General features: G+C 62.8%; 21 protein-coding genes. 10 read left to right on the top strand and 11 right to left on the bottom strand.

Features of this window, described 5'->3' with window-relative positions:
- Window positions 1-20: 20 nt before the first annotated feature.
- Window positions 21-977, bottom strand: coding sequence for a sugar-binding transcriptional regulator (locus tag C9E81_RS01260; protein WP_122110504.1), 957 nt, complete (start codon window positions 975-977; stop codon window positions 21-23).
- A 199-nt stretch (window positions 978-1,176) separates the two neighbouring features.
- Here C9E81_RS01260 and C9E81_RS01255 point away from each other — a divergent pair, with 199 nt between their 5' ends.
- The 7 genes from C9E81_RS01255 to C9E81_RS01225 all read left to right on the top strand — a co-directional run bounded on the left by C9E81_RS01255 (window position 1,177) and on the right by C9E81_RS01225 (window position 7,510).
- On the top strand, window positions 1,177-2,613 hold the full coding sequence (locus C9E81_RS01255; protein WP_122110503.1) for an extracellular solute-binding protein: 1,437 nt from the start codon (window positions 1,177-1,179) through the stop codon (window positions 2,611-2,613).
- Between the two features lie 93 nt (window positions 2,614-2,706).
- Window positions 2,707-3,585: a carbohydrate ABC transporter permease gene (locus tag C9E81_RS01250; protein ID WP_122110502.1), complete on the top strand. Its 879-nt coding sequence runs from the start codon at window positions 2,707-2,709 to the stop codon at window positions 3,583-3,585.
- A 4-nt stretch (window positions 3,586-3,589) separates the two neighbouring features.
- Complete coding sequence (locus C9E81_RS01245; RefSeq protein WP_122110501.1) at window positions 3,590-4,426, top strand: carbohydrate ABC transporter permease; 837 nt, start codon at window positions 3,590-3,592, stop codon at window positions 4,424-4,426.
- A gap of 4 nt (window positions 4,427-4,430) precedes the next feature.
- Window positions 4,431-4,631, top strand: coding sequence for a DUF2160 family membrane protein (locus tag C9E81_RS01240; RefSeq protein ID WP_122110500.1), 201 nt, complete (start codon window positions 4,431-4,433; stop codon window positions 4,629-4,631).
- A gap of 3 nt (window positions 4,632-4,634) precedes the next feature.
- On the top strand, window positions 4,635-5,687 hold the full coding sequence (locus tag C9E81_RS01235; protein WP_122110499.1) for an NAD(P)-dependent alcohol dehydrogenase: 1,053 nt from the start codon (window positions 4,635-4,637) through the stop codon (window positions 5,685-5,687).
- A 12-nt stretch (window positions 5,688-5,699) separates the two neighbouring features.
- Complete coding sequence (locus C9E81_RS01230) at window positions 5,700-6,761, top strand: ABC transporter ATP-binding protein (RefSeq protein WP_122110498.1); 1,062 nt, start codon at window positions 5,700-5,702, stop codon at window positions 6,759-6,761.
- A 32-nt stretch (window positions 6,762-6,793) separates the two neighbouring features.
- Window positions 6,794-7,510 carry an HAD family hydrolase gene (locus C9E81_RS01225; protein ID WP_122110497.1) on the top strand — a complete coding sequence of 239 codons (717 nt, stop codon included), beginning with the start codon at window positions 6,794-6,796 and terminating at the stop codon, window positions 7,508-7,510.
- Window positions 7,511-7,639: 129 nt separating this feature from the next.
- Here C9E81_RS01225 and C9E81_RS01220 read toward each other — a convergent pair whose 3' ends face one another.
- From C9E81_RS01220 to C9E81_RS01175, 10 genes are all read right to left on the bottom strand, one after another.
- On the bottom strand, window positions 7,640-8,380 hold the full coding sequence (locus C9E81_RS01220; RefSeq protein WP_122110496.1) for an SDR family oxidoreductase: 741 nt from the start codon (window positions 8,378-8,380) through the stop codon (window positions 7,640-7,642).
- A 34-nt stretch (window positions 8,381-8,414) separates the two neighbouring features.
- Complete coding sequence (locus C9E81_RS01215; RefSeq protein WP_122110495.1) at window positions 8,415-9,143, bottom strand: SDR family oxidoreductase; 729 nt, start codon at window positions 9,141-9,143, stop codon at window positions 8,415-8,417.
- A gap of 19 nt (window positions 9,144-9,162) precedes the next feature.
- Window positions 9,163-9,927, bottom strand: a complete 765-nt coding sequence (locus tag C9E81_RS01210) for an SDR family NAD(P)-dependent oxidoreductase (RefSeq protein ID WP_122110494.1) — start codon at window positions 9,925-9,927, stop codon at window positions 9,163-9,165.
- Between the two features lie 250 nt (window positions 9,928-10,177).
- Entirely contained in the window at window positions 10,178-11,554 is a 1,377-nt protein-coding gene (locus C9E81_RS01205; RefSeq protein WP_122110493.1) for an FGGY-family carbohydrate kinase, read from the bottom strand.
- Entirely contained in the window at window positions 11,551-11,865 is a 315-nt protein-coding gene (locus C9E81_RS01200) for an L-rhamnose mutarotase (protein ID WP_208021065.1), read from the bottom strand. The genes C9E81_RS01205 and C9E81_RS01200 overlap by 4 nt, the downstream gene beginning before the upstream one ends.
- Window positions 11,865-12,857 carry an ABC transporter permease gene (locus C9E81_RS01195; protein ID WP_122110491.1) on the bottom strand — a complete coding sequence of 331 codons (993 nt, stop codon included), beginning with the start codon at window positions 12,855-12,857 and terminating at the stop codon, window positions 11,865-11,867. Before C9E81_RS01195 ends, C9E81_RS01200 begins: the two co-directional genes overlap by 1 nt.
- The gene (locus C9E81_RS01190; RefSeq protein ID WP_122110490.1) at window positions 12,854-13,825 is read right to left on the bottom strand and encodes an ABC transporter permease; all 972 of its coding nucleotides are present in this window, start codon (window positions 13,823-13,825) and stop codon (window positions 12,854-12,856) included. The genes C9E81_RS01195 and C9E81_RS01190 overlap by 4 nt, the downstream gene beginning before the upstream one ends.
- Window positions 13,822-15,345, bottom strand: coding sequence for a sugar ABC transporter ATP-binding protein (locus C9E81_RS01185; RefSeq protein ID WP_122110489.1), 1,524 nt, complete (start codon window positions 15,343-15,345; stop codon window positions 13,822-13,824). The genes C9E81_RS01190 and C9E81_RS01185 overlap by 4 nt, the downstream gene beginning before the upstream one ends.
- A 63-nt stretch (window positions 15,346-15,408) precedes the next feature.
- Window positions 15,409-16,401: a rhamnose ABC transporter substrate-binding protein gene (gene rhaS, locus C9E81_RS01180; protein WP_122110488.1), complete on the bottom strand. Its 993-nt coding sequence runs from the start codon at window positions 16,399-16,401 to the stop codon at window positions 15,409-15,411.
- A gap of 32 nt (window positions 16,402-16,433) precedes the next feature.
- Window positions 16,434-17,243, bottom strand: coding sequence for a DeoR/GlpR family DNA-binding transcription regulator (locus tag C9E81_RS01175; protein ID WP_122110487.1), 810 nt, complete (start codon window positions 17,241-17,243; stop codon window positions 16,434-16,436).
- Window positions 17,244-17,427: 184 nt separating this feature from the next.
- Here C9E81_RS01175 and C9E81_RS01170 point away from each other — a divergent pair, with 184 nt between their 5' ends.
- From C9E81_RS01170 to C9E81_RS01160, 3 genes are all read left to right on the top strand, one after another.
- The gene (locus C9E81_RS01170) at window positions 17,428-19,530 is read left to right on the top strand and encodes a bifunctional rhamnulose-1-phosphate aldolase/short-chain dehydrogenase (protein ID WP_122110486.1); all 2,103 of its coding nucleotides are present in this window, start codon (window positions 17,428-17,430) and stop codon (window positions 19,528-19,530) included.
- Window positions 19,531-19,535: 5 nt separating this feature from the next.
- The gene (gene rhaI / locus C9E81_RS01165; protein WP_208021096.1) at window positions 19,536-20,810 is read left to right on the top strand and encodes an L-rhamnose catabolism isomerase; all 1,275 of its coding nucleotides are present in this window, start codon (window positions 19,536-19,538) and stop codon (window positions 20,808-20,810) included.
- 98 nt (window positions 20,811-20,908) lie between these two features.
- Window positions 20,909-22,183: a DUF2254 domain-containing protein gene (locus tag C9E81_RS01160; RefSeq protein WP_122110484.1), complete on the top strand. Its 1,275-nt coding sequence runs from the start codon at window positions 20,909-20,911 to the stop codon at window positions 22,181-22,183.
- Window positions 22,184-22,302: the final 119 nt, after the last annotated feature.

Genomic DNA, 22,302 nt, shown 5'->3' with positions numbered 1-22,302 from the left:
CGGTGGCACGATGCAAGGGGTCAGGTATCGTTCAGCAGAAGCCTTGCCGTCACGTCATCCGTGATCAGCGTCGTGGCGATACCCTGACTGGCGACGACGCGGATGATATCCACCTTGTGCGGTCCCGCCGCCGCGAGGATCCGCTCGGGCACGGATTTCAGGATCTCCAGTTCGATGCCGATCGTCTGCCGGTCCAGCCTGTCCGAAACCAGATTGCCATTGGTGTCCAGAAAGCGGCAGACCACATCGCCGATCGCCCCCGCCTCGATCAGACCCTCTGGCGTGACTCCCTCGGGCAGGCCGGAAGATATGAGATAGGATTTCGCCGAGATATTGCTGGCCGTCAGGATGGCCGCATCGAGCGTTTCCAGTTTCTTGAAATGCTTCTCGAAATTTTCCTGCGCCAGGAATGCCCGGCGTTCGACCTCCTTACCCAGGAAGATAGGGGCCGCGAGAAGCGAGTATCTTGCGCCGAAACGCTCGGCAAAGCCGGATGCGATGCCGAAGGAATTGAACGCCTCCCCCCGGCTGGTGCCGCCGATCATCGAGATGATCTCGATATCCGGGAGCGAGAGCTTGGGGAGGCGGTCGATAGTGGCTTGCAGCGTCATCCCCCATGACACGCCGATCCTGCGCCAATGTCCCGATTTTACCCGATCGAGCATATAGCTGGCCAAGGCGCTCCCCGCCGGGCGGTGGAAGTCGTAAAGCTGTGGATGGGTGGGGGCGACCTGGACCCTGTGCAGGCCGAACCGCTCCTGCAGTCTTTCCTGCAGTTCGATCCGGGGCAGGTAGGGCGATTCGATCTGGACCCTGACGATCCCCGAGGATTTCGCCTTCTGGATGGCCTGATTGACCCGCAAGCGCGTGACGCCAAGGTATTTGGCAATCTCCGCCTGCGTCAACTCGTTGACGAAATACTGCCAGCAGACCTGGGCAAGAAAAGCATCTTCTTCAGAGATATCGACATTATCCATCCGCGCATCCCATCACGAGTTTCGAAAATTCGTCAAGGCGCTGACTGCATGGATGTTACAAGTGTAATTAGATTCATACAAACGAAAATTTCTCTTGCATGCATGGCCATACATTTGTCATGATGAGGCGGAGGCGAGGCCTGCCCGACTGCTCGCAAGGCCGAAGGGCCACGGGATCGCTCGCATAGGGAGTGGAGACATGAATATTGCATTGAAGATCGGCGCTTCGGCGCTGGCGCTGTCATTCGCCGCTGGCATGGCCGCAGCCCAGGACGACAGTTTCTGGAAAGAGGCGGGGGCGCAATTCGAGGGCGTGACCCTGCGTGGCGTAACCGAGGCGACGCCGCCCTCGAACTACGTCAAGGACGTGCTCGCCCCGCAATTCGAGGAACTGACCGGCATCCGCGTCGATATCGAGACCACCTCATGGGACCAGATGTATGACAAGGCCATCAAGGACATGGAGGCCGGGACCGGCATCTATGACATGGTTTATATCGAACAGGATATCGTCTATGCCTATCTGGCCCGCGATTTCCTGACCGACATCACCGGCACGCTCACGGAAAAACCCGAACTCAAATCGCCGGCATTCGAAGAATCGATGCTGACCAGCTTTGCCGAATTCTTCCGCGACGAGGATGACCATCTTTACGGCATGCCGGTCGAGGCCTTCATCAAGCCCTATCTCTACCGCACCGACCTGTTCTCGGATCCCGAGATCATGGCGGCGTTCAAGGAGCAGACCGGCCGCGACCTGGCCCCGGCCAAGACGCATGAGGAATATACCGAGATCGCGGATTTCTTCACCCAATGGGGCAAGGATCACGACCTGGACCTGTGGGGCACGACCGCGCAGGCCCATACCGGCCATGCCGCGTCGTGGTATGAATATTTCGAATCCGTCGCCCCGACTTTCGGCGTCTATAACTGGGGGATCGATCCCGAGAACAACTATGCCGCCACGGTCGAGAATGGCGGCCAGATGAACTCGCCCGAGGCCAAGGAGGCGCTGAAATGGTGGCTCCATCTGCGCGACATCGCGCCGCCCGAGTCGGTTCAGTCGACATGGACAGAGGTGGCAACCACCTTTGCCGCAGGGCGCGCTGCGCAGGGATTGGTTTACGGCGAGAACGCCGCCTGGATCGCCTCGGACGAGAACCAGTCGCGGGTCGTCGGCAATGTCGGCGTCGCCCTGCCGCCGCTGTCCGAAGGTGTGCTTGAGGATGCCGAGAGCGGCGAAGGCTACCTGGGCTATTATGACGGCGGCGCCTTCGGCGTGCCAGTCACCTCGAAGAACAAGGAGGCCGCGCTGTTGTTCCTGCAATATATCGCCCAGGACGAATTGCAGGCCGATTGGGCGCTGGCCGGATCGCGGATCACCAACAACGCGACCTATGACGATCCCAAGGTGCAGGCACTGAACGAGGAACTAGGCGGCTATTTCGACATGCTGCGCGATCAGGGCGACCTGTTCGGCGGTGCCCCGGCCTATCCTTTCCACGCGCAGGTCCGCGAGGCGACCGCGCCGATCTTCTACTCGATCCTGACCGGCGATATCGGCCCGGACGAGGGGCTGGACCAGATGGCCGCCAAGGCCGAGGAAGAACTGACCTCGCTCGGCTATCGCCAGTAATCGCTTTGCCGCCGCGACAGTGGCCGCGGCGGCGCTTCATCCGGCACGGCGCTGGCAGGGTTTCCTGTCCGCGAATAGGTTGGGAACAGGCCGATGCATTCCAAGACACTGGGCTGGGCGCTTCTTGCCCCGACGCTGATCCTTCTTTTCTTCTTTGGCGTGGTGCCATTCATCTATGTCCTGTTCGTGTCGTTCCACCAGTGGAACCCGTTCGCGGTCAATCCCGACATGATCTTCAACTGGGCCGAGAACTACCGCAGGGTCGTGTTCGACGCGCAGTTTCTGGCCTCGCTTGGCGTAACGATCGCCTTCGTCTTCTTTGCGGTCGTCTCGGAACTGATCATCGGCTATGCGCTGGCGCAGGCCTTCATGCGGGATTTTCCGGGCAAGGCCTTCTTTCGCACCATTCATACCCTGCCGCTGATCATGGCGCCGATCATCGTCGGTTCGATCTGGAAACTGATGACGACGCCTTCCATCGGGATCCTGCCGAATATCCTGGACGACTGGTTCGGCTATAACCTGAATATCGGGCAAAGCGCCCTTCAGGCATTCACCGTCACGGTGATCATGGATATCTGGCACTGGACGCCGCTGGTCACGCTTTCGCTGATCGCCGCACTGGTATCGCTGCCGCCCGATCCGTTCGAGCAGGCGCAGATCGACGGCGCGAACAAGCGGCAGATATTCTGGCACATCACCCTGCCGATGATCCGCCCCGCCATCATCGCCACCGTCTTCATCCGCCTGATGGATGCGCTACGCACCGTGGATGAGGTGCTGATGCTGACCGGGGGCGGGCCCGGCTCGGCCACCCGCTATGTCGGGGTGCATATCTTCAAGGAGGTCTTTCCGCGCACGAATTACGGCTATGGTTCGGCGATATCGGTCGTGGTCCTCTATCTCACCATCGTGGCGTGCTGGCTGCTCTATGTCAGCCTGATCGCACCGCGCAACACCAGGAAGGGCTAGGCCGATGAGGAATGGTAATCGCTGGTTGCCCGTATTGTTCTGGACATTGATCAGCTTTCTGACGCTGTTTCCGATCTACTGGCTGTTCGTGATCTCGGTCAAACCCGCCGTCGAGCTGTTCTCGACCCCGAGCGTGATCCTGACCGATATCTATTGGCAGAACTACCTGGACGTGCTTGGCGACCGCACCCTGCGCGGCTACATGGTCAATTCGCTGGTGATCTCGACCGGCAACGCGGTGCTTTGCACGCTGCTGGGCTTCATGGCCTGCTACGCCCTGTCGCGTTTCGACCTGCCGGGCAAGGAGAGCATCTTCTTCTGGACCATCACCAACCGGATGGCTCCGCCCGCCGTGTTCCTGCTGCCGCTGTTCCTGCTGCTGACGCAGGTCTACAGGATCGGGGAATTCTCGCTGGCCGACACCCGGACCGGGATGATCCTCGTCTATTGCACCTTCAACCTGCCCTTCGCGATCTGGACCCTGCGGCCGACGCTGGACGGCATTCCCAAGGAGCTGGACGAGGCCGCCTATGTCGACGGGGCCAGCGCCTGGAAGGTGATTTCGGAAGTGGTTTTTCCGCTGGCCCGTCCCGGGCTTGCGGTCACGCTGATCCTGACATGGGTTTTCGCATGGAACGAATATCTTCTGGCCGCGACCCTGACCAATTTCAACGCCCGCACGCTGACCACCGGGCTGTCAGAATATGTAACCACCACGGGCACCGAATGGGGCATCATGGCCGCCATCTCGGTCTTCACGCTGATCCCGGCGCTGATCATCTTCAGCCTCGTGCAGCGGCATATCGTGGCCGGCCTGACCTTCGGCGCGGTAAAGGGATGACGACATGAGCGAAGATACCAAGACGCCCAAGCCGGGCTTTCTGCCCATCGAGACCAACTGGTTCGACCGCTTGTTCATCAGCGTCGTGATCTGGGTCGCCCTGTCGCTGTTCTGGTTCCGCTTCATCGAGCCTCTGGGCCTGTCGATCTGGATCTGCTGCGCGATCTCGGCGGTTCTGGCGGCATATATCATTCGGAGGGGATAGCCCATGGAAGCGCTTGTTCTCGAAACCAAGGATCAATTGTCCCTGCGCGACTTCCCGCAGATCGACCGCGAGGAAGAGACCCTCGGCCCCCGCGATGTCCGCATCCGCCTGCATACGGTCGGGATCTGCGGCTCGGACGTGCATTACTATACCCATGGCCGCATCGGTCCCTTCGTGGTGAACGAGCCGATGATCCTGGGTCACGAGGCCTCGGGCGTTGTGATCGAGACCGGGCCGGAGGTGACGACGCTGAAACCCGGGGATCGGGTCTGCATGGAGCCGGGCATCCCCGATCCCAACAGCCGCGCGACCCGGTTGGGGATGTATAATGTCGATCCGGCGGTGCGTTTCTGGGCCACGCCCCCGGTGCATGGCATCCTGCGCCCGACCTGCGTGCATCCCGAGGCTTTCACCTACCTGCTGCCCGATAATGTCAGTTTCGCCGAGGCGGCGATGGTCGAGCCGCTGGCCGTCGGTGTTCACGCCGCCACCAAGGCGCGGATCAAGCCGGGCGATATCGCGCTGGTCATGGGGGCGGGTCCCATCGGTCTGGTCACGGCGATATCGGCGCTGGCCGCCGGTTGCGCGCGGGTCTATGTCACGGACCTTGCCACGCCGAAGCTGGACATCGCGGCGGGGCTCAGCCCCGCCATCACCCCGGTCAACGTGGGGTCCGAGGATGTCGAGGCGATCATCGCCCGCGACACCGATGGCTGGGGCGCGGATGTGGTGTTCGAGGCGACCGGTTCGCCCCGGGCCGCGGCGGGGGTCTTTGCGCCCCTGGCGCCCGGCGGCTGCGTGGTGATGATTGGCGGACAGCCCGATCCGATCTCTTACGATGCGGGGGCGGCGATGGTACGCGAGGCGCGGGTCGAGAACATTTTCCGCTATGCGCATGTCTTTCCGCGCTGCGTGAAGATGCTCGCCTCCGGCGCGATCGACGTCAAGCCGCTGATCACCCGGACATTCGATTTCAAGGACAGCGTGCGTGCATTCGAGATCGCGGCTTCCGCGCCTGCGGGCGATGTGAAGATGCAGATCGAGATGCCGCAATAAGGAGCAATAACCGTGGCAAATGTCCAGATTGACAACGTCATCAAGCGCTATGGCAGCGTGCAGGTGATGCATGGCGTCAGCGTCGATATCGAGGATGGCGAATTCGTCGTGCTCGTCGGCCCCTCGGGCTGCGGCAAATCCACGCTGCTGCGGATGCTGGCGGGGCTGGAGGAAATCAGCGACGGCACGATTTCCATCGGCGGCAAGGTCGTGAACGACAAGCCCCCGAAAGAGCGCGACATCTCGATGGTGTTCCAGAGCTATGCGCTTTACCCGCACAAGACAGTGGCAGAGAATATCGGTTTTCCGCTGAAGATGGCCAAGCGCCCCAAATCCGAGATCGACGAAAAGGTCCGGCACGCCGCCTCGATCCTCGATCTCGCCCATCTGCTGGACCGCTATCCCAAGCAGCTTTCGGGCGGCCAGCGCCAGCGTGTCGCTATGGGCCGCGCCATCGTGCGCGATCCGCAGGTATTCCTGTTCGACGAGCCCTTGTCGAACCTGGATGCCAAGCTGCGCGTGACCATGCGGGTCGAGATCAAGGAACTGCACCAGCGCCTCAGGACGACGATCGTCTATGTGACCCATGACCAGATCGAGGCGATGACCATGGCCGACAAGATCGTCGTGATGCGCGATGGCCGGGTCGAGCAGATCGGCGCGCCGCTGGATCTTTATGACAATCCGCAAAGCGTGTTCGTCGCGGGCTTCATCGGCTCGCCGGCGATGAATTTCCTGCATGGCCGGATCGCGGGGCAGGGGGAGGGGCGCCGCTTCGTCTCGGAAAGCGGGCTCGAACTGCCGGTGCCGGATGCGGGTCTGGCCGATGGGCAGGAGGTGACTTATGGCATCCGTCCCGAACATATCGTCATCGGCGAGGGTGGTATCCCGGTCAATGTCGTTGTAACCGAGCCGACGGGATCGGAGACTCAGGTCTTTGCCCGCGTTGGCAAGGACCTGATCGATGCTGTCGTGAAGGATCGTGTCCACGCCAATCCCGGTGAGCAGATCGGTTTTGTCATCGACCCGGCAAATGTGCATCTGTTCGACCGCAAAACCGAACGCAGGCTTTGAGGCACGGCCCAGGCCAGGAACAGGATTACCGGATGCAAGCCACGCAGGCCGTCATCTTCGATCTCGACGGTTGCCTCGTCGACAGCGAGATCCATTCGCTCCGGTCCCTGGCCGCCGAGATGCGGGCAGCGGGGGTCCACGATGTTACCACAGAGGAACTGGGCCGCCGCTTTCTGGGCGTGTCGCTCAGCATGGTCTGCGAGGATGTCGCCGAGCGCACCGGCCATCCCTGTCCCGATGGCTTTGCCGAGCGCTTCGAGGCGCGTCTGATCGAAACCTATCGTCAGCAACCGCTCCGGCCATATGATGCCGTGCCCGGCATGCTGGACATGCTGCAAGAACGCGGCATCGCCATGGCCATCGCGACCGGCGGCTCCCTGCGCCGGATGCATGCGACGCTGGAAATCTCCGGCCTCGACCGCTGGTTCCGGGATCGTGCCTTCAGTGCCGATCAGGTCGAGCACGGCAAGCCCGCGCCGGACCTGTTCCTGTTCGCGGCGGCCCGGTTGGGCGTCGATCCGGCGCGCTGCGTGGTGATGGAGGACTCTCCCCACGGCGTCAAGGGCGCCGTCGCGGCGGGCATGCGCGCCGTCGGCTTTACCGGAGGTGCGCATCTGCAGGGCAAGCGCCGGGAACATGGCGACAAGCTGACCGGGGCGGGGGCCGCGATGGTCCGGGACAACCTGGACGGTATGGCCGAGACATTATTGGCTTGCGAAGGCTCCTGGAAGGAATCGGGATTGCCCTGAACCGCCGAGCCTGATCCTCTTCTTCTTTGGCCAAATACCTCGGGGGTCCGGGGGCAGAGCCCCCGGTCATCGCGGGACGCTATCCATGGCGCCGCCCTCGCCGGTTCCATTACCTGGCGACTCAGAGCTCTACCTGGCCGAATAACCCCCGTCCGCCATCAACACCGCCCCGTTTACGATACCTGCGGCGGATGAGGCCAGATACAGCGCGGCGGCGGCGATTTCCGAGGGCTGGGCGAACCGCCCCACGGGGATTTCGCGCTTGGCCTGCTCGCCTTTCTCGCCCGCCCAGCCAATCGCCGCCATGGGCGTTTCCACCACCGTCGGAGCGATCGCGTTGACGGTGATGCCGAATTTCGCCCATTCCACGGCAAGCACCTTGGTCACCAGGTTCAGCCCGGCCTTGCTGGCGCCATAGGCGACATGATCCGTCAGCGCGATGACGCCTGCCTGGGAGGTGATATTGACGATCCTTCCCCGGCCCGACCGCTTCAGCCATGGCAGGGCGGCGGCAGACATCAGCCATGGCGCCCGCAGGTTGATATTCACCGTCCGGTCCCAATCGGCGATACGGGCCGCGCTGCTGTCTTCGGCGGGAAAGACGATGCCGAAACCGGCATTGTTGACCAGCACGTCGATCCCCATCTCCTCGCCGATCACCGGCACCGTTCGGGCGATGGCCTCGCCGTCCGAAAGGTCCAGCTCATATGCCCGGTGATCGCCCGGCAATTCCGATGCCAGATCCGAGGTGTCCGAGATATCGACCAGCGCGAGCCTTGCCCCTTCTGCTGCGAAAGCCTCGGCCATCGCGCGCCCGATACCGCCTGCCGCACCGGTGATCAGCACGCTCAGCCCCGTGAATTCAGCCATGGTTTCCCCTCCCTTGCCGGTTGCCACAGCAGGCTCAGATATCGAAATTCGTCGGCAGCACGATCATGTCGCGGATCGTCACGTTGCGCGGGCGCGTCAGCATGTACATGACCGCATCGGCGACCTCTTCCGGCTCGATCAGGCTGCCGGATTCCCTGGCCTTGCGCAGGTTCTCTTCGGGCCAGTCCGCCAGCAGCGCCGAAATCACCGGCCCCGGGGATACCTGTCCGACGCGGATGCCCTGCTTGTTCAACTGCCGCCGCATGGTCTGGACAAAGCAGGTGATCGCCCATTTCGAACCGGAATAGACCGGCTCCCACGGTACCGGGAAATGCCCCGCGACCGAGCAGGTCACGATGATGTCGCCGCTGCCGCGCTCGCTCATATGCGGGATGACGGCATGGACATTCTTCATCACCGCATTGACGTTGAGGTTCAGCATCCGGTCGATGGTTGCGGGATCGGTTTCGGTGAGGTCGCCGCCGATATAGGTGCCGGCATTGCAATGCAGAATGTCGATGCGCCCGGTCTTTTCCAGCGCCTCGGGCACCATCGCCGCGCAGCTTGCCGGGTCGAGAAGATCGGTCACTTGCGGGATCGCGTTTTCTCCAAACTCGCCTGTCAGCCGCTCGAGCGCCGCCTCGTCACGATCAGCCATGACCACCTTCGCGCCCGTCTCCAGCAGCGATTTCACGGTCGCCAGCCCGATGCCCGAGGCAGCGCCGGTCACGAGTGCCACCTTGTCGTTCAGTCTCTCTGCCATGTGACTCATCCTTCCCTGTTCAATGCGTGGTGTAACCGCCATCGGCGACCAGGATCGCGCCGGTGACGTAGCTTGCCGCGTCGGAGGCCAGGAACAGCGCGCAACTGGCCATTTCCTCTGGTTCGGCAAAGCGGCCCATCGGGGTGTTCTCGGTCCAGATGCGGTTCCATTCCGGATCGGCGATCCCGCCCGCCGTCATGTCCGAGACGACATAGCCCGGCGCCAGCGCATTGACCCGGATTCCCTTGTCGGCATATTCGAAGGCCATGGTCCTGGTCATCTGGTGAATGGCTGCCTTGGAGGAATTGTAAGCCACCTGCAATTGCGGTTTGTTGGCGACATATGCCGAGATCGAACCGATATTCACCACCGCGCCGCTTCCCTGCTGCAGCATCGGCATGACAGCCGCCCGCGCGATGCGGAATGGCGCGATCAGGTTCGTGCTCATGACGAAATCCAGCTGCGCATCGGTGAATTCGTGGAAATTGCCATTGTCGGCGACGCCGGCATTGTTCACCAGGATATCCAGCCGCCCGAACCGCTCCAGCGTGGCCTTGACCATTCGCTTCGGGGCGTCCTCGTCATTCACATCCGCGCCTATCCAGGCCACCCGGTCCGGTTCCTGCTTCAGCAGCTCCTTCAGGCCCGGAGTCTCGCTGCGGCTGGTCAGCATGCAGGAGGCCCCCGCCTGGACAAAGAGCTGTGCAATGGCCAGCCCGATTCCGCGATTGCCGCCGGTGATCAGCGCCGTCTTTCCGTCCAGCCTGAATTGTTCAAGCGTCATGCGATTCCTCCTGCCGATGGCTGCCGGGTGGTTGCGCCGATCCGCAGCAACGATGTTTGGATCAGATTACATTTGTATGACTGACTTTACAATTCATCGATGCGATGAAAATCGAAAAATCACCGGTCACGAGAATTTGCGTCCCGCGATGGCCGGGGCCCTGCCCGTCGCCAACAGGTCTCTCGAACCAGTGGCGCGACCGGCCGACGACCCCGGGATATTTCCATGAAGAAGAATGTATTAAGCTGTTTCAGCGTGATACCGGGCCGTCCTGCTCCGCCAGCGATAACCATTTTTCCGCGTATTTCTTCAGCAATGCGGCATTTGCGGGTGGAGGAGTGCGGATCGTGCCGGGCGCCGCGGCGTGGCCCATGCACAGCAACGCAGCCCCTGCCGAGGTGCCGGTGGCGGATTGGGCTGTCTCGATTCCGTCGGGATGCAGGGCGGCCAGCATGGCGAGGAAATCCGGGTTCCTTGCGAATGGCCCCTCGACGATCACCGGCCCGCGCGAGCCGATCAGCGCAAGACAGCTATGGGTCATCAGCGCAAGATACCACGACAACGCGACCATCCGCTGGCCATCGCTGCCGGGCTCGGAACTCCAGCGCATTTCACGCCCCGGGAACGGGCCGGAGCCGGGTTCCACCGCAGGCAGGATCATCAGGCCGGTTTTCAGCGTGGTGTCCCGGTCTGCCTCGGATGGCTGCGCTTCGCGGCCTGCCCGGATGATTTCGTATTCCCGTCCCCCCATGAAACGGGCCGAGGGAACCGGCTGGCCCAGGGCGTTCACGTTCACCAGCACATCGCGGGCCGGGTCAAGCGTGACGGGTTCTCCGCCCACCGCCATCGCGACGACCCATGTGCCGGTCGAGACCACCGTGAACGGCGCCTTGCGGCCAAGGATATAGGGATAGAGCGAGGCGTTGCTGTCATGGATGCCGACAGCGACGGGAGTGGCGGGGGGCAGGCCCGTCCGCGCCGCGATCTCTGGTCGGATATGCCCCAGCACATCGTTCGAGCGTCGGGCCGGGGCGATCTTGCCTTCAAGTCCCAATCGTTCGGCCAGCGACGAGAGCCCGCCTTGCCATGGATTCCACAGATCGGAGTGACAACCCAGTGAGGTGACGTCGCTTGCCAATTCTCCGGTCAGCCGCCAGCCCCAGTATTGCGGATAGGTGACGATATGGGCGGTGCGATCCAGCAGCCCGAGCTGGTTTTCGAACAGCCAGTGAAACTGCGCGCCGAGATTCAGCCCAAGGGGAAGGCCCGGAGAGCCCGTTTCGGTGAAATCCGGGCGGAGCGTTTCATATCTGCGGCGCAGATCATCCGGGCCGGGATGCTCGTAATCCAGCATCGGCGCCGCAAGCCCGCCATCGGTATCCAGAAGAACCGCTGCCGCGCCGTGGGTGGTGACGGAAATCGCGTCGATGCCGTGGCGGGCGTGAAATTCCGTCAGATGCGTCAGGAAGAACCGCCAATGCCCCTCCAGGTCGAAATGCGGCCAGGGCGGGCCCGGCAAGGTCCGGTTCGGGCGGGTGACGACGGCGATCTCGGCCAATGTCTCTCCATCCACCAGCGCCAGCTTGGCATTCGTCTTGCCGATATCGATGACGGCGATACGGGTCATGGCATGTGGAACATCGGGATGAGGGGAACGGCGACAGGTTCATTGTCGGGATGGGTCGCCATGATATCGGCCATATATGCCCACCAGCGCCGCATGACCGGATGGGCGGGCAGCGCGTCCATGCCGTGATCCTCGCGCCGCCACATGACACCGAACAGGGCGTTGCATTCCGGGTCCAGGTGGATCGAGTAATCCTGCACTCCGGCCTCGCGCAGAAGCTCGACCAGTTCCGGCCAGATCTGGTCATGGCGGCGGCGGTATTCATCCGCCATGCCGGGTTTGAGCATCATTCGGAACGCGTATTTCTCCATCATCCCCTCCGGAGCATGGCCCATAGCCGGGGCAAGGCGATCACCGCGATCAGCAAGGCGCCGACCACGATGGACATGACGATGCCCGGCACGTTCAGAAGGCCGAGGCCGAATGTCACCAGCCCCATGACCAGCGCCGCCAGCACCACGCCGGTGATCGAGCCCGAACCGCCGAGGATCGCGACCCCGCCGAGGACGACGATGGTGACGACTTCCAGTTCAAAGCCGAAGGCGATCGAGGGGCGGGTGGAGCCGAGGCGCGAGGTCAGGCAGATCGCGGCGACCCCGCTCATCAGCCCGGTCAGCAGGAACAGGATGAAGCGGACCCGCCCGACCCGGATGCCCGAGAAGCGGGCGGCGGTGGCATTGTTGCCGATGGCATAGGTCATCCGCCCGAAATTGGTGCGGTGCAGCAGGATGCCGAAACCGAGGGCGGCGAGGATGAAGATCACCATCTCGACGGTGATGACCCAGAACACATAGCCTTGACCGAACCATGCGAAACCGGACGGATAGCCGGTAAAGGCCCCGTCGCCGAGAACGATATAGCTGATGCCGCGAAACAGGCTCATCGTGCCGATGGTCACGACGATGGCTGGCAGGCCGAGACGCGCGACAAGCAGCCCGTTGAAGGCGCCGCAGGTCAGCCCGGTTCCCAACCCCAGCAGGACCAGAACCGGGGTCGGCGCACCAAGGGTCATGGCCACGCCCATCACGGTCGAGGCAAGCGCGATGATCGCGCCCACCGACAGGTCGATATCACCCGCGATGATCAGCATCGCCATCGCGAAGGCGATCATCGCCTTTTCGGTAAAGTTGAAGGTTGCGTCGCTCAGGTTCCACGGATCGAGGAAATAGGGCGAGGCGACGGAATTCAGGACAAAGATCGCCACGGCGACGACCAGCAGCAGCGCCTCCCAGCTTTTCAGGGCGCGCGACAGGGGCGAGGTCAGGCGGTCGGGGATCCGGCGTCCGGTCTGGATGGTGGTCATGTCCGGTGCTCCGCCCGTTTCAGGATGATCCGCCCCGGTGCACGCTGGCTCTGGGCGTTGAAGGCGATGGCGATCAGGATGGCCGCGCCAGAGATGGCCATTTGCCAGAAGGGCGAGATGCCGACGACCGGCAGGGCGTTCTTGATGATGCCCAGGAACAGCGCGCCCATCACGCAGCCTGCAACCGTTCCCGCGCCTCCGGCAATGGCGATGCCGCCGATGACACAGGCGGCGACGACATCCAGTTCGAACCCACCGGCGATATCGACATAGGCGACCGCGTAACGCGCGACCCACAGGTAGCCGGTCAGCCCCGCCAGCGCGCCCGCCATGACGAAGGCGGCGAACTGCGTGCGCCCGACCGAGATGCCGGTATAGACCGCCGCATGCGGGTTGCCGCCCACCGCGTAGAAGGCGCGGCCTAGCGGGGTGCGCATCATCAGCAGGGCAACGGCGGCGATGATGACGACGGCGATCCATGCCATGACCGGCAGACCGGCGATCACCGTGCGGGGAAAGGCCTTGAAGGCGGGGCTCATCTGGTGGGCATTGATCCACGCACCACCGGTCAGCAGGAAGATCACGCCGCGATAGATCGTCATCGTGCCGAGCGTGACGACGATGGAAGGGATGCCAAGGGTCCAGACCAGCATCCCGTTGAACGCGCCAAGCGCCGCGCCGAGTGCGATCACGCCGATCAGGATCAGCGGCAGAGGAATGCCCGCGCCGTTCATCAGCGCCGCGACCATGCCGCAGAGCGCCAGGTTGGCCGCCACCGACAAGTCGATGCATTTCGTCAGGATCACGACCATCTGCCCCAGTGCCAGCAGGATCAGCGGCGAGCTGTCGGTGAATACGGCGGCGAGATTGGCGGGAGCGACAAAGCCGGGAAAGCGGCTGGCGATCAGCGCCAGCAGACCAAGGATGGCCAGTGCCAGAATGGCCTCGCGCGATTTCAACAGGCTCATGCGGCGGCTCCGTTCTCTGATCCGGCGATGCCGACGGCAGCGCGGACGAGGTTTTCGGGGGTCATTGCACCATCCTCGAACTCTGCCGCGATGCGGCCCTCGCGCATGACGATGACACGGTCGGACATGCCCAGAACCTCGGGGATCTCGCTGCTGACCATGATCACGGCCAGCCCTTCGGCGGCCAGTTCCGACATGAAGTCATGCACGGCGGCTTTCGAGCCGATATCGATGCCCTTGGTCGGCTCGTCGAGGATGATGATGCGGGGTTTCGTGGCCAGCCATTTGGCGATCACCACCTTCTGCTGGTTGCCGCCCGACAGCAGGCCCACATCCTGATCCAGCGAGGCTGCCCGAAGATCCAGCCGTCGGGTATATTCACGGGCAAGCGCGAATTCCTCGGCCATGCGCAGGAAACCGGCCCGGCTGGTGCGGTCCAGCGAGGGCAGGGTGACGTTCTGAAAGATCGGCAGCCCTTTGACAGTTCCCTGCCGCCCGCGATCCTCGGGGACATAGACGATCCCGGCATCGACGGCCTGCGAGGTCGAGCGGATGACACGCACATCCCCGCCTACCCGGCAGGCGCCTTTCGACGGTTGGGTGATGCCGAACAGCGATTGCATCACCTCGCTGCGGCCCGCGCCGACAAGCCCGTAGAAGCCCAGGATCTCGCCCTCATGCAGGGTAAAGCTGATCTCGTCGAATTCGGTCGGGTGGCAATAGCCCGCGACCGTCAATGCGGGTTTGCCGATCCGCGCGGGGCGCTTGGGATAGATCTGATCGACCGAGCGGCCGACCATCATGCGGACCAGATCGGCCTCGTTCGTCTCGGCCATCAGCCCTTCGCCCACGAATTGCCCGTCGCGGAACACGGTCCAGCGGTCGGCGATGCGGAAGATCTCGTCGAATTTATGGCTGATGAACAGGATCGCCTTGCCCTGCGCCTTCAGCTTCTCAACCAGTTCGTAAAGCTCGGCGATTTCCTTGTGGCTGAGCGCGGCAGTGGGCTCGTCCATGATGACCACACGCGCGTCGATGGAGAGCGCGCGGGCGATGGCGACCAGGTGCTTCGAGGCGATGCCGAGATCGCGCAGCTTCACGCCGGGGTTCAGCTCGGCGCCGATGCCGCGCAGGATTTCCCGCGCGCGGGATCGCATCGCGCGGCGGTCGATCAGGCCGAAGCGGTTGCGGGGGGCATGGCCGATGAAGATATTCTCGGCCACGCTCAACTCGTCGAACAGCACGGTTTCCTGGTGGATGGCGGTGACGCCGGCCTGACCCGCCGCCTGCGCGGTGGGAAAGCGTGTTTCGGTGCCATCGACTTCGATCAGCCCCTCGTCGGGCTGATAGATCCCGGTCAGGATCTTCACGATGGTCGATTTTCCCGCACCGTTCTCGCCGACCAGAGCCGTGACCTGTCCGGGATAGAGATCCATCTGCACGCCATCCAGGGCGCGCACTCCGGGAAATGTCTTGACGATGCCGCGCAGCGACAGCACGGGGCTTGTCTGGGCCTGCATTGGGATGATCCTTCGGATGATAGCCCGGCGCGAATGGCCGGGCCGGTCGAATGTCAGTGCGGATCAGAAGACGTCCGCGAATTCCTCGACATTGCTGGCGTCATAGACGAAGGGATCGGCCATCGCCGCCTCGGTATTGTCGTCCAGCGCCACCTCGCCCATGCGGCCCATAGGGATGGTCGCCCCGGGTTCGGCACTCGCGTCGCCCTTGGCCAGGTGATAGGCGATCATGGTCGCGGAATAACCCAGATCAATCGGATTCCAGATCGCGAAGGATTTCGACGCGCCGGATTTGACATGTCCCGCCATTTCCGAAGGCAGGCCAAGCCCGGTCACATTGACCTCGCCGATCTTGCCGGCATCGGTGACGGCCTGCGCCGCCGCGACGATCCCGACCGAGGTCGGCGCGATGATCGCCTTGAGATCGGGATAGGTCTTCAACAGCCCCTGCGTTTCGCGATAGGATTTATCGGCCAGGTCGTCGCCATAGACGGTGCCGACGACCTCGACATCCGGGTAATCGCCCGCGACCTTGTTCATCTCTTCGATCCAGACATTCTGGTTCGTCGAGGTGGTCGTCGCCGATAGCACCGCGACCTGTCCGCCTTCGGGCATGTTGTCGGCGGCCAGCTTGATGATCATGTTGCCGATCAGGGGCGCCGAGGACGGATTCAGATGCATCTGCCGTCCCTCTGGCGCGACGCCGGAATCCCAGCTTATGACGGTGATCCCGCGCTGCATCGCCTTTTTCAGCGTCGGCACCAGCGCGTCGGTGTCATTGGCGCTGACGGCGATGGCGTCCACGCGCTGCGCGATCAGCGAATTGATCACCTCGACCTGGCCCTCGGCGGTGGTGTCGGTCGGGCCGGTATAGATGATCTCGACATCGCCCAGCTCTTCGGCGGCTTCTTGCGCGCCCTTGTTGGCTGCCTCGAAGAAGCCGATGCCCAGTGCCTTGGCGACTATGGCGATGCGCATGTCCTCGGCCTGCGCGGCACCTGCCAGCAGGGCAGACGCCATCGCGGCGGTGGTCAGGGCCTTTTTCAGAATGCTCATGATGTTCCTCCCCCTATGAGCGGTGCCGCGCGTCATTCCTTCTCGGCGCGGGTTCTTCGGTTCGATCCGGCCGTCTCGGCCACGATCAGGCGTATCTCGGCGGCCTCCAGCATCTTGGCCGCGCGATCCTCGATGCCGTCATCGGTAATGACGGTGTGAATGCGGTTCAGCGGGCAGAGCAGCAGGCTGGAGCGCTGCCTGAATTTCGAGCTGTCGGCCAGCACGATCAACTCGTCCGCCTGGCCGATCAGCTTTTGTTCGGCCTGCACCAGCAGCGGGTCGCCCTCCATCAGCCCAAGAGGCCCAAGCCCCCGGCAGCCCATGAACATGCGCCGCGCATAGAAATGGCCCGAACCGTCATCGTTGAAGGGCGACAGGATGATGTTCTGCTCGCGGTAGATGGCACCGGCGGGCAACAGGACGGTGTTCTTCGACTGCTTCAGCAGATGCTCGGCAATCGGGAAACTGTTGGTAAAGACCTGCAGCCGCTTGGTGGTCAGCGGATGGACCATCTGGAAGGTCGTCGTGCCGCCATTGATGATGATCGCGTCGCCATCCTCACACAGATCGACCGCGGCCTGCGCGATGGCGCGCTTTTCGGCGATGTTGATCGTCTGGTTGACGGCGAAGGGGCGGGCGTTGATGCCCACGAATTGCGGCGGCGAGATCGCCTCGGCCCCGCCACGGACACGGCGCAGCTTCTTGGCAAGGTGAAGCTGGGCGATGTCGCGGCGCACCGTGGCCTCGGAAACGCCGGTCAGGGCGCAAAGATCGGCGACCGTCACCACGGGCCGTTCCTGCACGGCTGACAGAATGATCCGATGGCGTTCGGTTTCGAGCATGGCGTCCTCCCTGAATGCACAGTTTCCTTTCTTTTCGCGCAATGTCAATCATTTTCGATCTATACTTGTCGATATTAGCGCAATTTATGACTGATTATGATTGAATATGATTGACATCCGGGCGGGTGAGGGCGTATCTGCACCAGGAAGGCCCGGCGTTCCGCCGCTGCCAAGGGAGGCATCCATGACCCAGACTGTCGCCGCCAATCGGCTTGAAAACCTGTGGGATGACGCCAAAGCCGCGTCGATGAGCGAATCGGAAAAGCTGCTATACCGGTCGAACCTGCTCGGTTCCGACAAACGGGTGACCAATTACGGGGGCGGCAATACCTCGGCCAAGGTGATGGAAACCGACCCGCTTACCGGCGATCAGGTCGAGGTGCTGTGGGTCAAGGGCTCGGGCGGCGATATCGGCTCGATGAAAATGGACGGTTTCGCCACGCTTTACATGGACCGGCTGCGGGCGCTGAAGGGCAAATATCGCGGGATCGAGCATGAGGACGAGATGGTCGGCTATCTGCCCCATTGCACCTTCGCGCTAAACCCGCGCGCGGCATCGATCGATACGCCGCTGCATGCCTATGTGCCGCGCAAACATGTCGATCACGTTCATTCCGACGCGATCATTGCCATCGCCGCCTCGGTGAATTCCAGGGAGTTGACGGCAGAGATCTTCGGCGACGAGATCGGCTGGCTGCCATGGAAGAAACCGGGTTACGAACTGGGGCTGTGGCTGGAGAAATTCGCGACCGAGAACCCGCAGGCGAAGGGGTGCGTGCTGGAAAGCCACGGGCTGTTCACATGGGCGGATGACGCCAGGGACTGCTACCTGACCACGTTGGAGATCATCAACAAGGCCGCCGCGTGGTTGGAGGCCAAGACAGCCGATACCGCCCCGTTCGGCGGCGTCAAGCGCCCCACGCTGGAGCCCGCGCAGCGGCGCGAGGTCGCGGCAAGGCTGATGCCGGTGATCCGGGGGCTGATCTCGAAGGAACGGCACAAGGTCGGCCATTTCGATGACCAGCCCGCTGTATTGGAATTCGTCGGCTCGCAGATGCTGGAGACTCTGGCGCCGCTCGGGACATCCTGTCCCGATCATTTCCTGCGCACCAAGATCCGTCCGCTGGTTGTGGATTTCGACCCGGCCAATCCCGATCTGGACAAGACCATCGGGGGGCTGGCCGATGCGGTGGCCGCCTATCGCGACGATTACGCGGCCTATTACGACCGCTGCAAGCATGATGACAGCCCGGCCATGCGCGACCCGAACGCGGTCGTCTACCTCGTGCCCGGCGTCGGCATGATCACCTTCGCGCTGGACAAGGCGACGGCGCGGATCTCGGGCGAGTTCTATGTGAACGCGATCAACGTGATGCGCGGGGCTTCCTCGGTCAGCACCTATCAGGGACTGCCCGAGCAGGAGGCCTTCGACATCGAGTATTGGCTGCTTGAAGAGGCCAAGCTGCAGCGCATGCCCAAGCCGAAATCGCTGGCGGGCCGGGTGGCGCTGGTCACTGGCGGGGCGGGCGGCATCGGTGCCGCGACGGCCGAGCGCTTCCTGCGCGAGGGTGCATGTGTGATGCTGGCCGATATCGATGCGGATGCCCTGAAAGAGGTGCATGAGGGATTTGCCGCGCGGCATGGCAAGGATGTCGTCCGCAGCGTGCAGATGAATGTCACCGACGAGCATCAGGTTACGGGCGCCTATGCCGCGATGGCAGTCGAGTTCGGCGGCATCGACATATTGGTATCCAATGCCGGCATCGCCTCTTCCGCGCCTGTCGAGGAAACCTCGCTGGCGCTGTGGAACAAGAATATGGACATCCTTTCGACCGGTTATTTCCTTGTCAGCCGCGAGGCGTTCAAGAACTTCCGGGCGCAGGATATCGGCGGATCGGTGATCTTCGTCGCCTCCAAGAACGGGCTGGCCGCCAGCCCCAATGCCAGCGCCTATTGCACCGCCAAGGCCGCCGAAATCCATCTGGCCCGCTGCCTCGCACTGGAAGGGGCGGGGGCGGGTATCCGCGTGAACGTGGTGAACCCGGACGCGGTGCTGCGCGGCTCGCGGATCTGGGAGGGCGAATGGCTGGATCAGCGCGCCTCGACCTATGGCACCGACAAGGAGGGGCTGGAGGAAATGTATCGCCAGCGCTCGATGCTGAAACGCTCGGTCCTGCCCGAGGATATCGCCGAGGGCGCGTATTTCTTTGCCTCCGACTTGTCCGCCAAATCGACCGGCAATATCCTGAACGTGGATGCCGGTAACGTCCAGGCCTTTACGCGGTGAGCATGATGATCGACAAGGCATTGATCGAGGCGGAAAACGCCAGGCGCCAATCCGATCTGGTACAGGATTACGATGCCCTTGGCGCGCGGCTGGCGCGCCGGGGCGTGGATATCGAGGCCCTGACCGCCCGCGCCATGGGCTTTGGCGTGGCGGTGCCAAGCTGGGGCACCGGGACGGGCGGCACGCGTTTCGCGCGCTTTCCGGGCGAGGGCGAGCCGCGCGGCATCATGGACAAGCTGGACGATTGCGGTGTGATCCACCAACTGACGGCGACGACGCCCCGGGTCTCGCTGCATATCCCCTGGGACAAGGCCGATCCGTCCGATCTGCGCGCCAAGGCGGAAGAGGTTGGGCTAGGTTTCGACGCCATGAACTCGAACACGTTCCAGGATCAGCCCGACCAGGCGCATAGCTACAAGTTCGGCTCGTTGTCCCATACCGATGCCGCAACCCGGCAGCAGGCCGTCGAGCATAACCTGGAATGTATCGAGATCGGCCAACAGATCGGATCGAAGGCGCTGACGGTCTGGATCGGGGACGGTTCGAACTTTCCCGGCCAGACCTCGCTTTCGCGGCAGTTCGACCGCTACCTGGAATCGATGAAGGCGATCTATGCCGGGCTGCCCGATGACTGGCGGATCTTCTCGGAGCACAAGATCTACGAGCCCGCCTTCTATTCGACGGTCGTGCAGGATTGGGGCACCAGCCTGATGACGGCGCAGGAACTGGGACCCAAGGCGCAGTGCCTTGTCGATCTTGGACATCATGCGCCGAACGTGAATATCGAGATGATCGTCTCGCGGCTGATCCGTGCGGGCAAGCTGGGCGGCTTCCATTTCAACGACAGCAAATATGGCGATGACGATCTGGACAGCGGCACGATCGATCCGTTCCGGCTGTTCCTGGTATTCAATGAACTGGTCGAACTGGAGGATACGCCCGGTCTCGACCTGGCGCATATGATCGACCAGAGCCACAATGTCACCGATCCCATCGAGAGCCTGATGATCTCCGCCTGCGAGATCCAACGCGCCTTCGTGCAGGCCTCGCTGGTGGATCGTGTGGCGCTGGAGGGTTTTCGGCAGGGCAACGACGCGCTGATGGCGGCGGCTACCCTGCGCGAGGCTTTCCGCACCGATGTCGAGCCAATCCTCGCCATGGCCCGGGTCAGGGCAGGGGGCGCGGCGGATCCGATCTCGGCCTATCGCGCCTCGGGTTATCGCGCAAAGATCGCGGCGGAGCGACCCCGGGCCGCGGCCGGAGGTGGCGGCATCGTCTGACGGCGTTCTGTCCCTTCCCTTTTTTCGCGCGTTCAGGATGTCTTTGACCTGAAAGGCGAAAGCCCGCTATCACTCGGGACAAAGAGCAGGGAAATGTGATGTCAAGATGGCGATGGTTTCTGTTGCAATATATGCGCAAGCTCTGGGTGCGGGCCACGCTGATCGGTGTGCTTGGTATCGCGGGGGCGGGGTTGGCGGCGCTCGCCGATCGTATTGTGCCGCCGCATCTCGTATTCGAGATCGGCGTCGACGCCATCGACAGCCTGCTGAGCATCATTGCCTCCAGCATGCTGGCAGTCACCACCTTCTCGCTAAGCGTGATGACAGCGGCCTTCTGGACTGCGTCTGCCAATATTACTCCGCGCGCAACCAGGCTGTTGGCCGAGGACAGGCTGACACAGAATGTCCTGTCCGTGTTCGTCGGCTCGTTCCTGTTCAGCATCGTTGGTCTTGTCGTGCTGAAAGCCGGCGCCTACAGCGCGCAGGGCCGGGTGGTCCTGTTCACCATTACCGTCGCGGTGCTTGCCATGATCGTGATGTCGCTCATGCGCTGGATCGATCATCTGACCCGGTTCGGCCGGGTGGGCGAGACATTGGAGCGGCTGGAGGAGGCTACCAGATCAGCCTTCGAGGCGCGGCTGAAAGAGCCCTGTTTCGGTGGGCGACCGCTGATCAACACCGAAAACGGCCTGCCTTCGGATACTATGGCGGTGACATCGCCTGAAACCGGTTATGTGACCCATTTCAGTATGGAGGAACTTGCCTGCGCGGTGGCGGATAGTGGCGGGAAAGTTTATCTCGCGGTGATGCCGGGCCGCTTCGTGTATCGAGATACGGTTCTTGCATGGGTTCATTTCAGGACCCCGCCGGGCGCGGATACAGACCGGAGCGCGGTCTCCGCTGCCGTCAGGGACGCATTTACACTTGAGACCTACCGCAGCTTTGACGAGGATCCGGGTTACGGAATTTCGGTTCTCGGCGAGATCGCGCAGCGTGCGCTTTCGCCCGCTGTCAACGATCCCGGCACTGCGATCGATGTGATCGGCCGCATGGCAAGGCTGCTGACCCTGTGGGCAGAAGGTGCCAGGAGCAGGCCGGATGACGAGATCGCCTATCCCGACATATACGTTCCGCCGCTTGAAACCGCCGAACTCTTCGCGGGAGCATTCGAAGCCATTGCCCGTGACGGAGCCAAGATGATCGAGGTCCAGCTGAAGCTGCGGGAAACCCTGCGCTCGCTTGGCCGGCTCGGGGACGAGAGCTTTCGCTCGGCTGCCCGGCATCAGGCCGAACTGGCGCTGAAACGGGCCGGGGCCGCGCTGGTGCTGGATGAGGAAATGCGAAGGCTCGAAATGATCCGGATCGGTGACTAACCGAGCCGGACCATTGCTGGAGCAGGTTGATATTTTGCTGGAGATTGTAACCGTAATGAATTGATATCATTTCGTTTATAATCAAATAGTAGATGCCGGACCCTGACGGAACCGCCTTG

Source organism: Paracoccus alkanivorans (assembly GCF_003697785.1).
Classification (GTDB): Bacteria; Pseudomonadota; Alphaproteobacteria; order Rhodobacterales; family Rhodobacteraceae; genus Paracoccus; species Paracoccus alkanivorans.
The sequence above is the reverse complement of the archived record's forward strand: the minus strand, read 5'-3'. Positions and strand labels throughout refer to the sequence as shown.

Coding starts and splice junctions, on each gene's coding strand:
- C9E81_RS01260 (WP_122110504.1), bottom strand. CDS start 977: ATGGATAATGTCGATATCTCTGAAGAAGATGCTTTTCTTGCCCAGGTC.
- C9E81_RS01255 (WP_122110503.1), top strand. CDS start 1,177: ATGAATATTGCATTGAAGATCGGCGCTTCGGCGCTGGCGCTGTCATTC.
- C9E81_RS01250 (WP_122110502.1), top strand. CDS start 2,707: ATGCATTCCAAGACACTGGGCTGGGCGCTTCTTGCCCCGACGCTGATC.
- C9E81_RS01245 (WP_122110501.1), top strand. CDS start 3,590: ATGAGGAATGGTAATCGCTGGTTGCCCGTATTGTTCTGGACATTGATC.
- C9E81_RS01240 (WP_122110500.1), top strand. CDS start 4,431: ATGAGCGAAGATACCAAGACGCCCAAGCCGGGCTTTCTGCCCATCGAG.
- C9E81_RS01235 (WP_122110499.1), top strand. CDS start 4,635: ATGGAAGCGCTTGTTCTCGAAACCAAGGATCAATTGTCCCTGCGCGAC.
- C9E81_RS01225 (WP_122110497.1), top strand. CDS start 6,794: ATGCAAGCCACGCAGGCCGTCATCTTCGATCTCGACGGTTGCCTCGTC.
- C9E81_RS01220 (WP_122110496.1), bottom strand. CDS start 8,380: ATGGCTGAATTCACGGGGCTGAGCGTGCTGATCACCGGTGCGGCAGGC.
- C9E81_RS01215 (WP_122110495.1), bottom strand. CDS start 9,143: ATGGCAGAGAGACTGAACGACAAGGTGGCACTCGTGACCGGCGCTGCC.
- C9E81_RS01210 (WP_122110494.1), bottom strand. CDS start 9,927: ATGACGCTTGAACAATTCAGGCTGGACGGAAAGACGGCGCTGATCACC.
- C9E81_RS01205 (WP_122110493.1), bottom strand. CDS start 11,554: ATGACCCGTATCGCCGTCATCGATATCGGCAAGACGAATGCCAAGCTG.
- C9E81_RS01200 (WP_208021065.1), bottom strand. CDS start 11,865: ATGGAGAAATACGCGTTCCGAATGATGCTCAAACCCGGCATGGCGGAT.
- C9E81_RS01195 (WP_122110491.1), bottom strand. CDS start 12,857: ATGACCACCATCCAGACCGGACGCCGGATCCCCGACCGCCTGACCTCG.
- C9E81_RS01190 (WP_122110490.1), bottom strand. CDS start 13,825: ATGAGCCTGTTGAAATCGCGCGAGGCCATTCTGGCACTGGCCATCCTT.
- C9E81_RS01185 (WP_122110489.1), bottom strand. CDS start 15,345: ATGCAGGCCCAGACAAGCCCCGTGCTGTCGCTGCGCGGCATCGTCAAG.
- rhaS (WP_122110488.1), bottom strand. CDS start 16,401: ATGAGCATTCTGAAAAAGGCCCTGACCACCGCCGCGATGGCGTCTGCC.
- C9E81_RS01175 (WP_122110487.1), bottom strand. CDS start 17,243: ATGCTCGAAACCGAACGCCATCGGATCATTCTGTCAGCCGTGCAGGAA.
- C9E81_RS01170 (WP_122110486.1), top strand. CDS start 17,428: ATGACCCAGACTGTCGCCGCCAATCGGCTTGAAAACCTGTGGGATGAC.
- rhaI (WP_208021096.1), top strand. CDS start 19,536: ATGATCGACAAGGCATTGATCGAGGCGGAAAACGCCAGGCGCCAATCC.
- C9E81_RS01160 (WP_122110484.1), top strand. CDS start 20,909: ATGTCAAGATGGCGATGGTTTCTGTTGCAATATATGCGCAAGCTCTGG.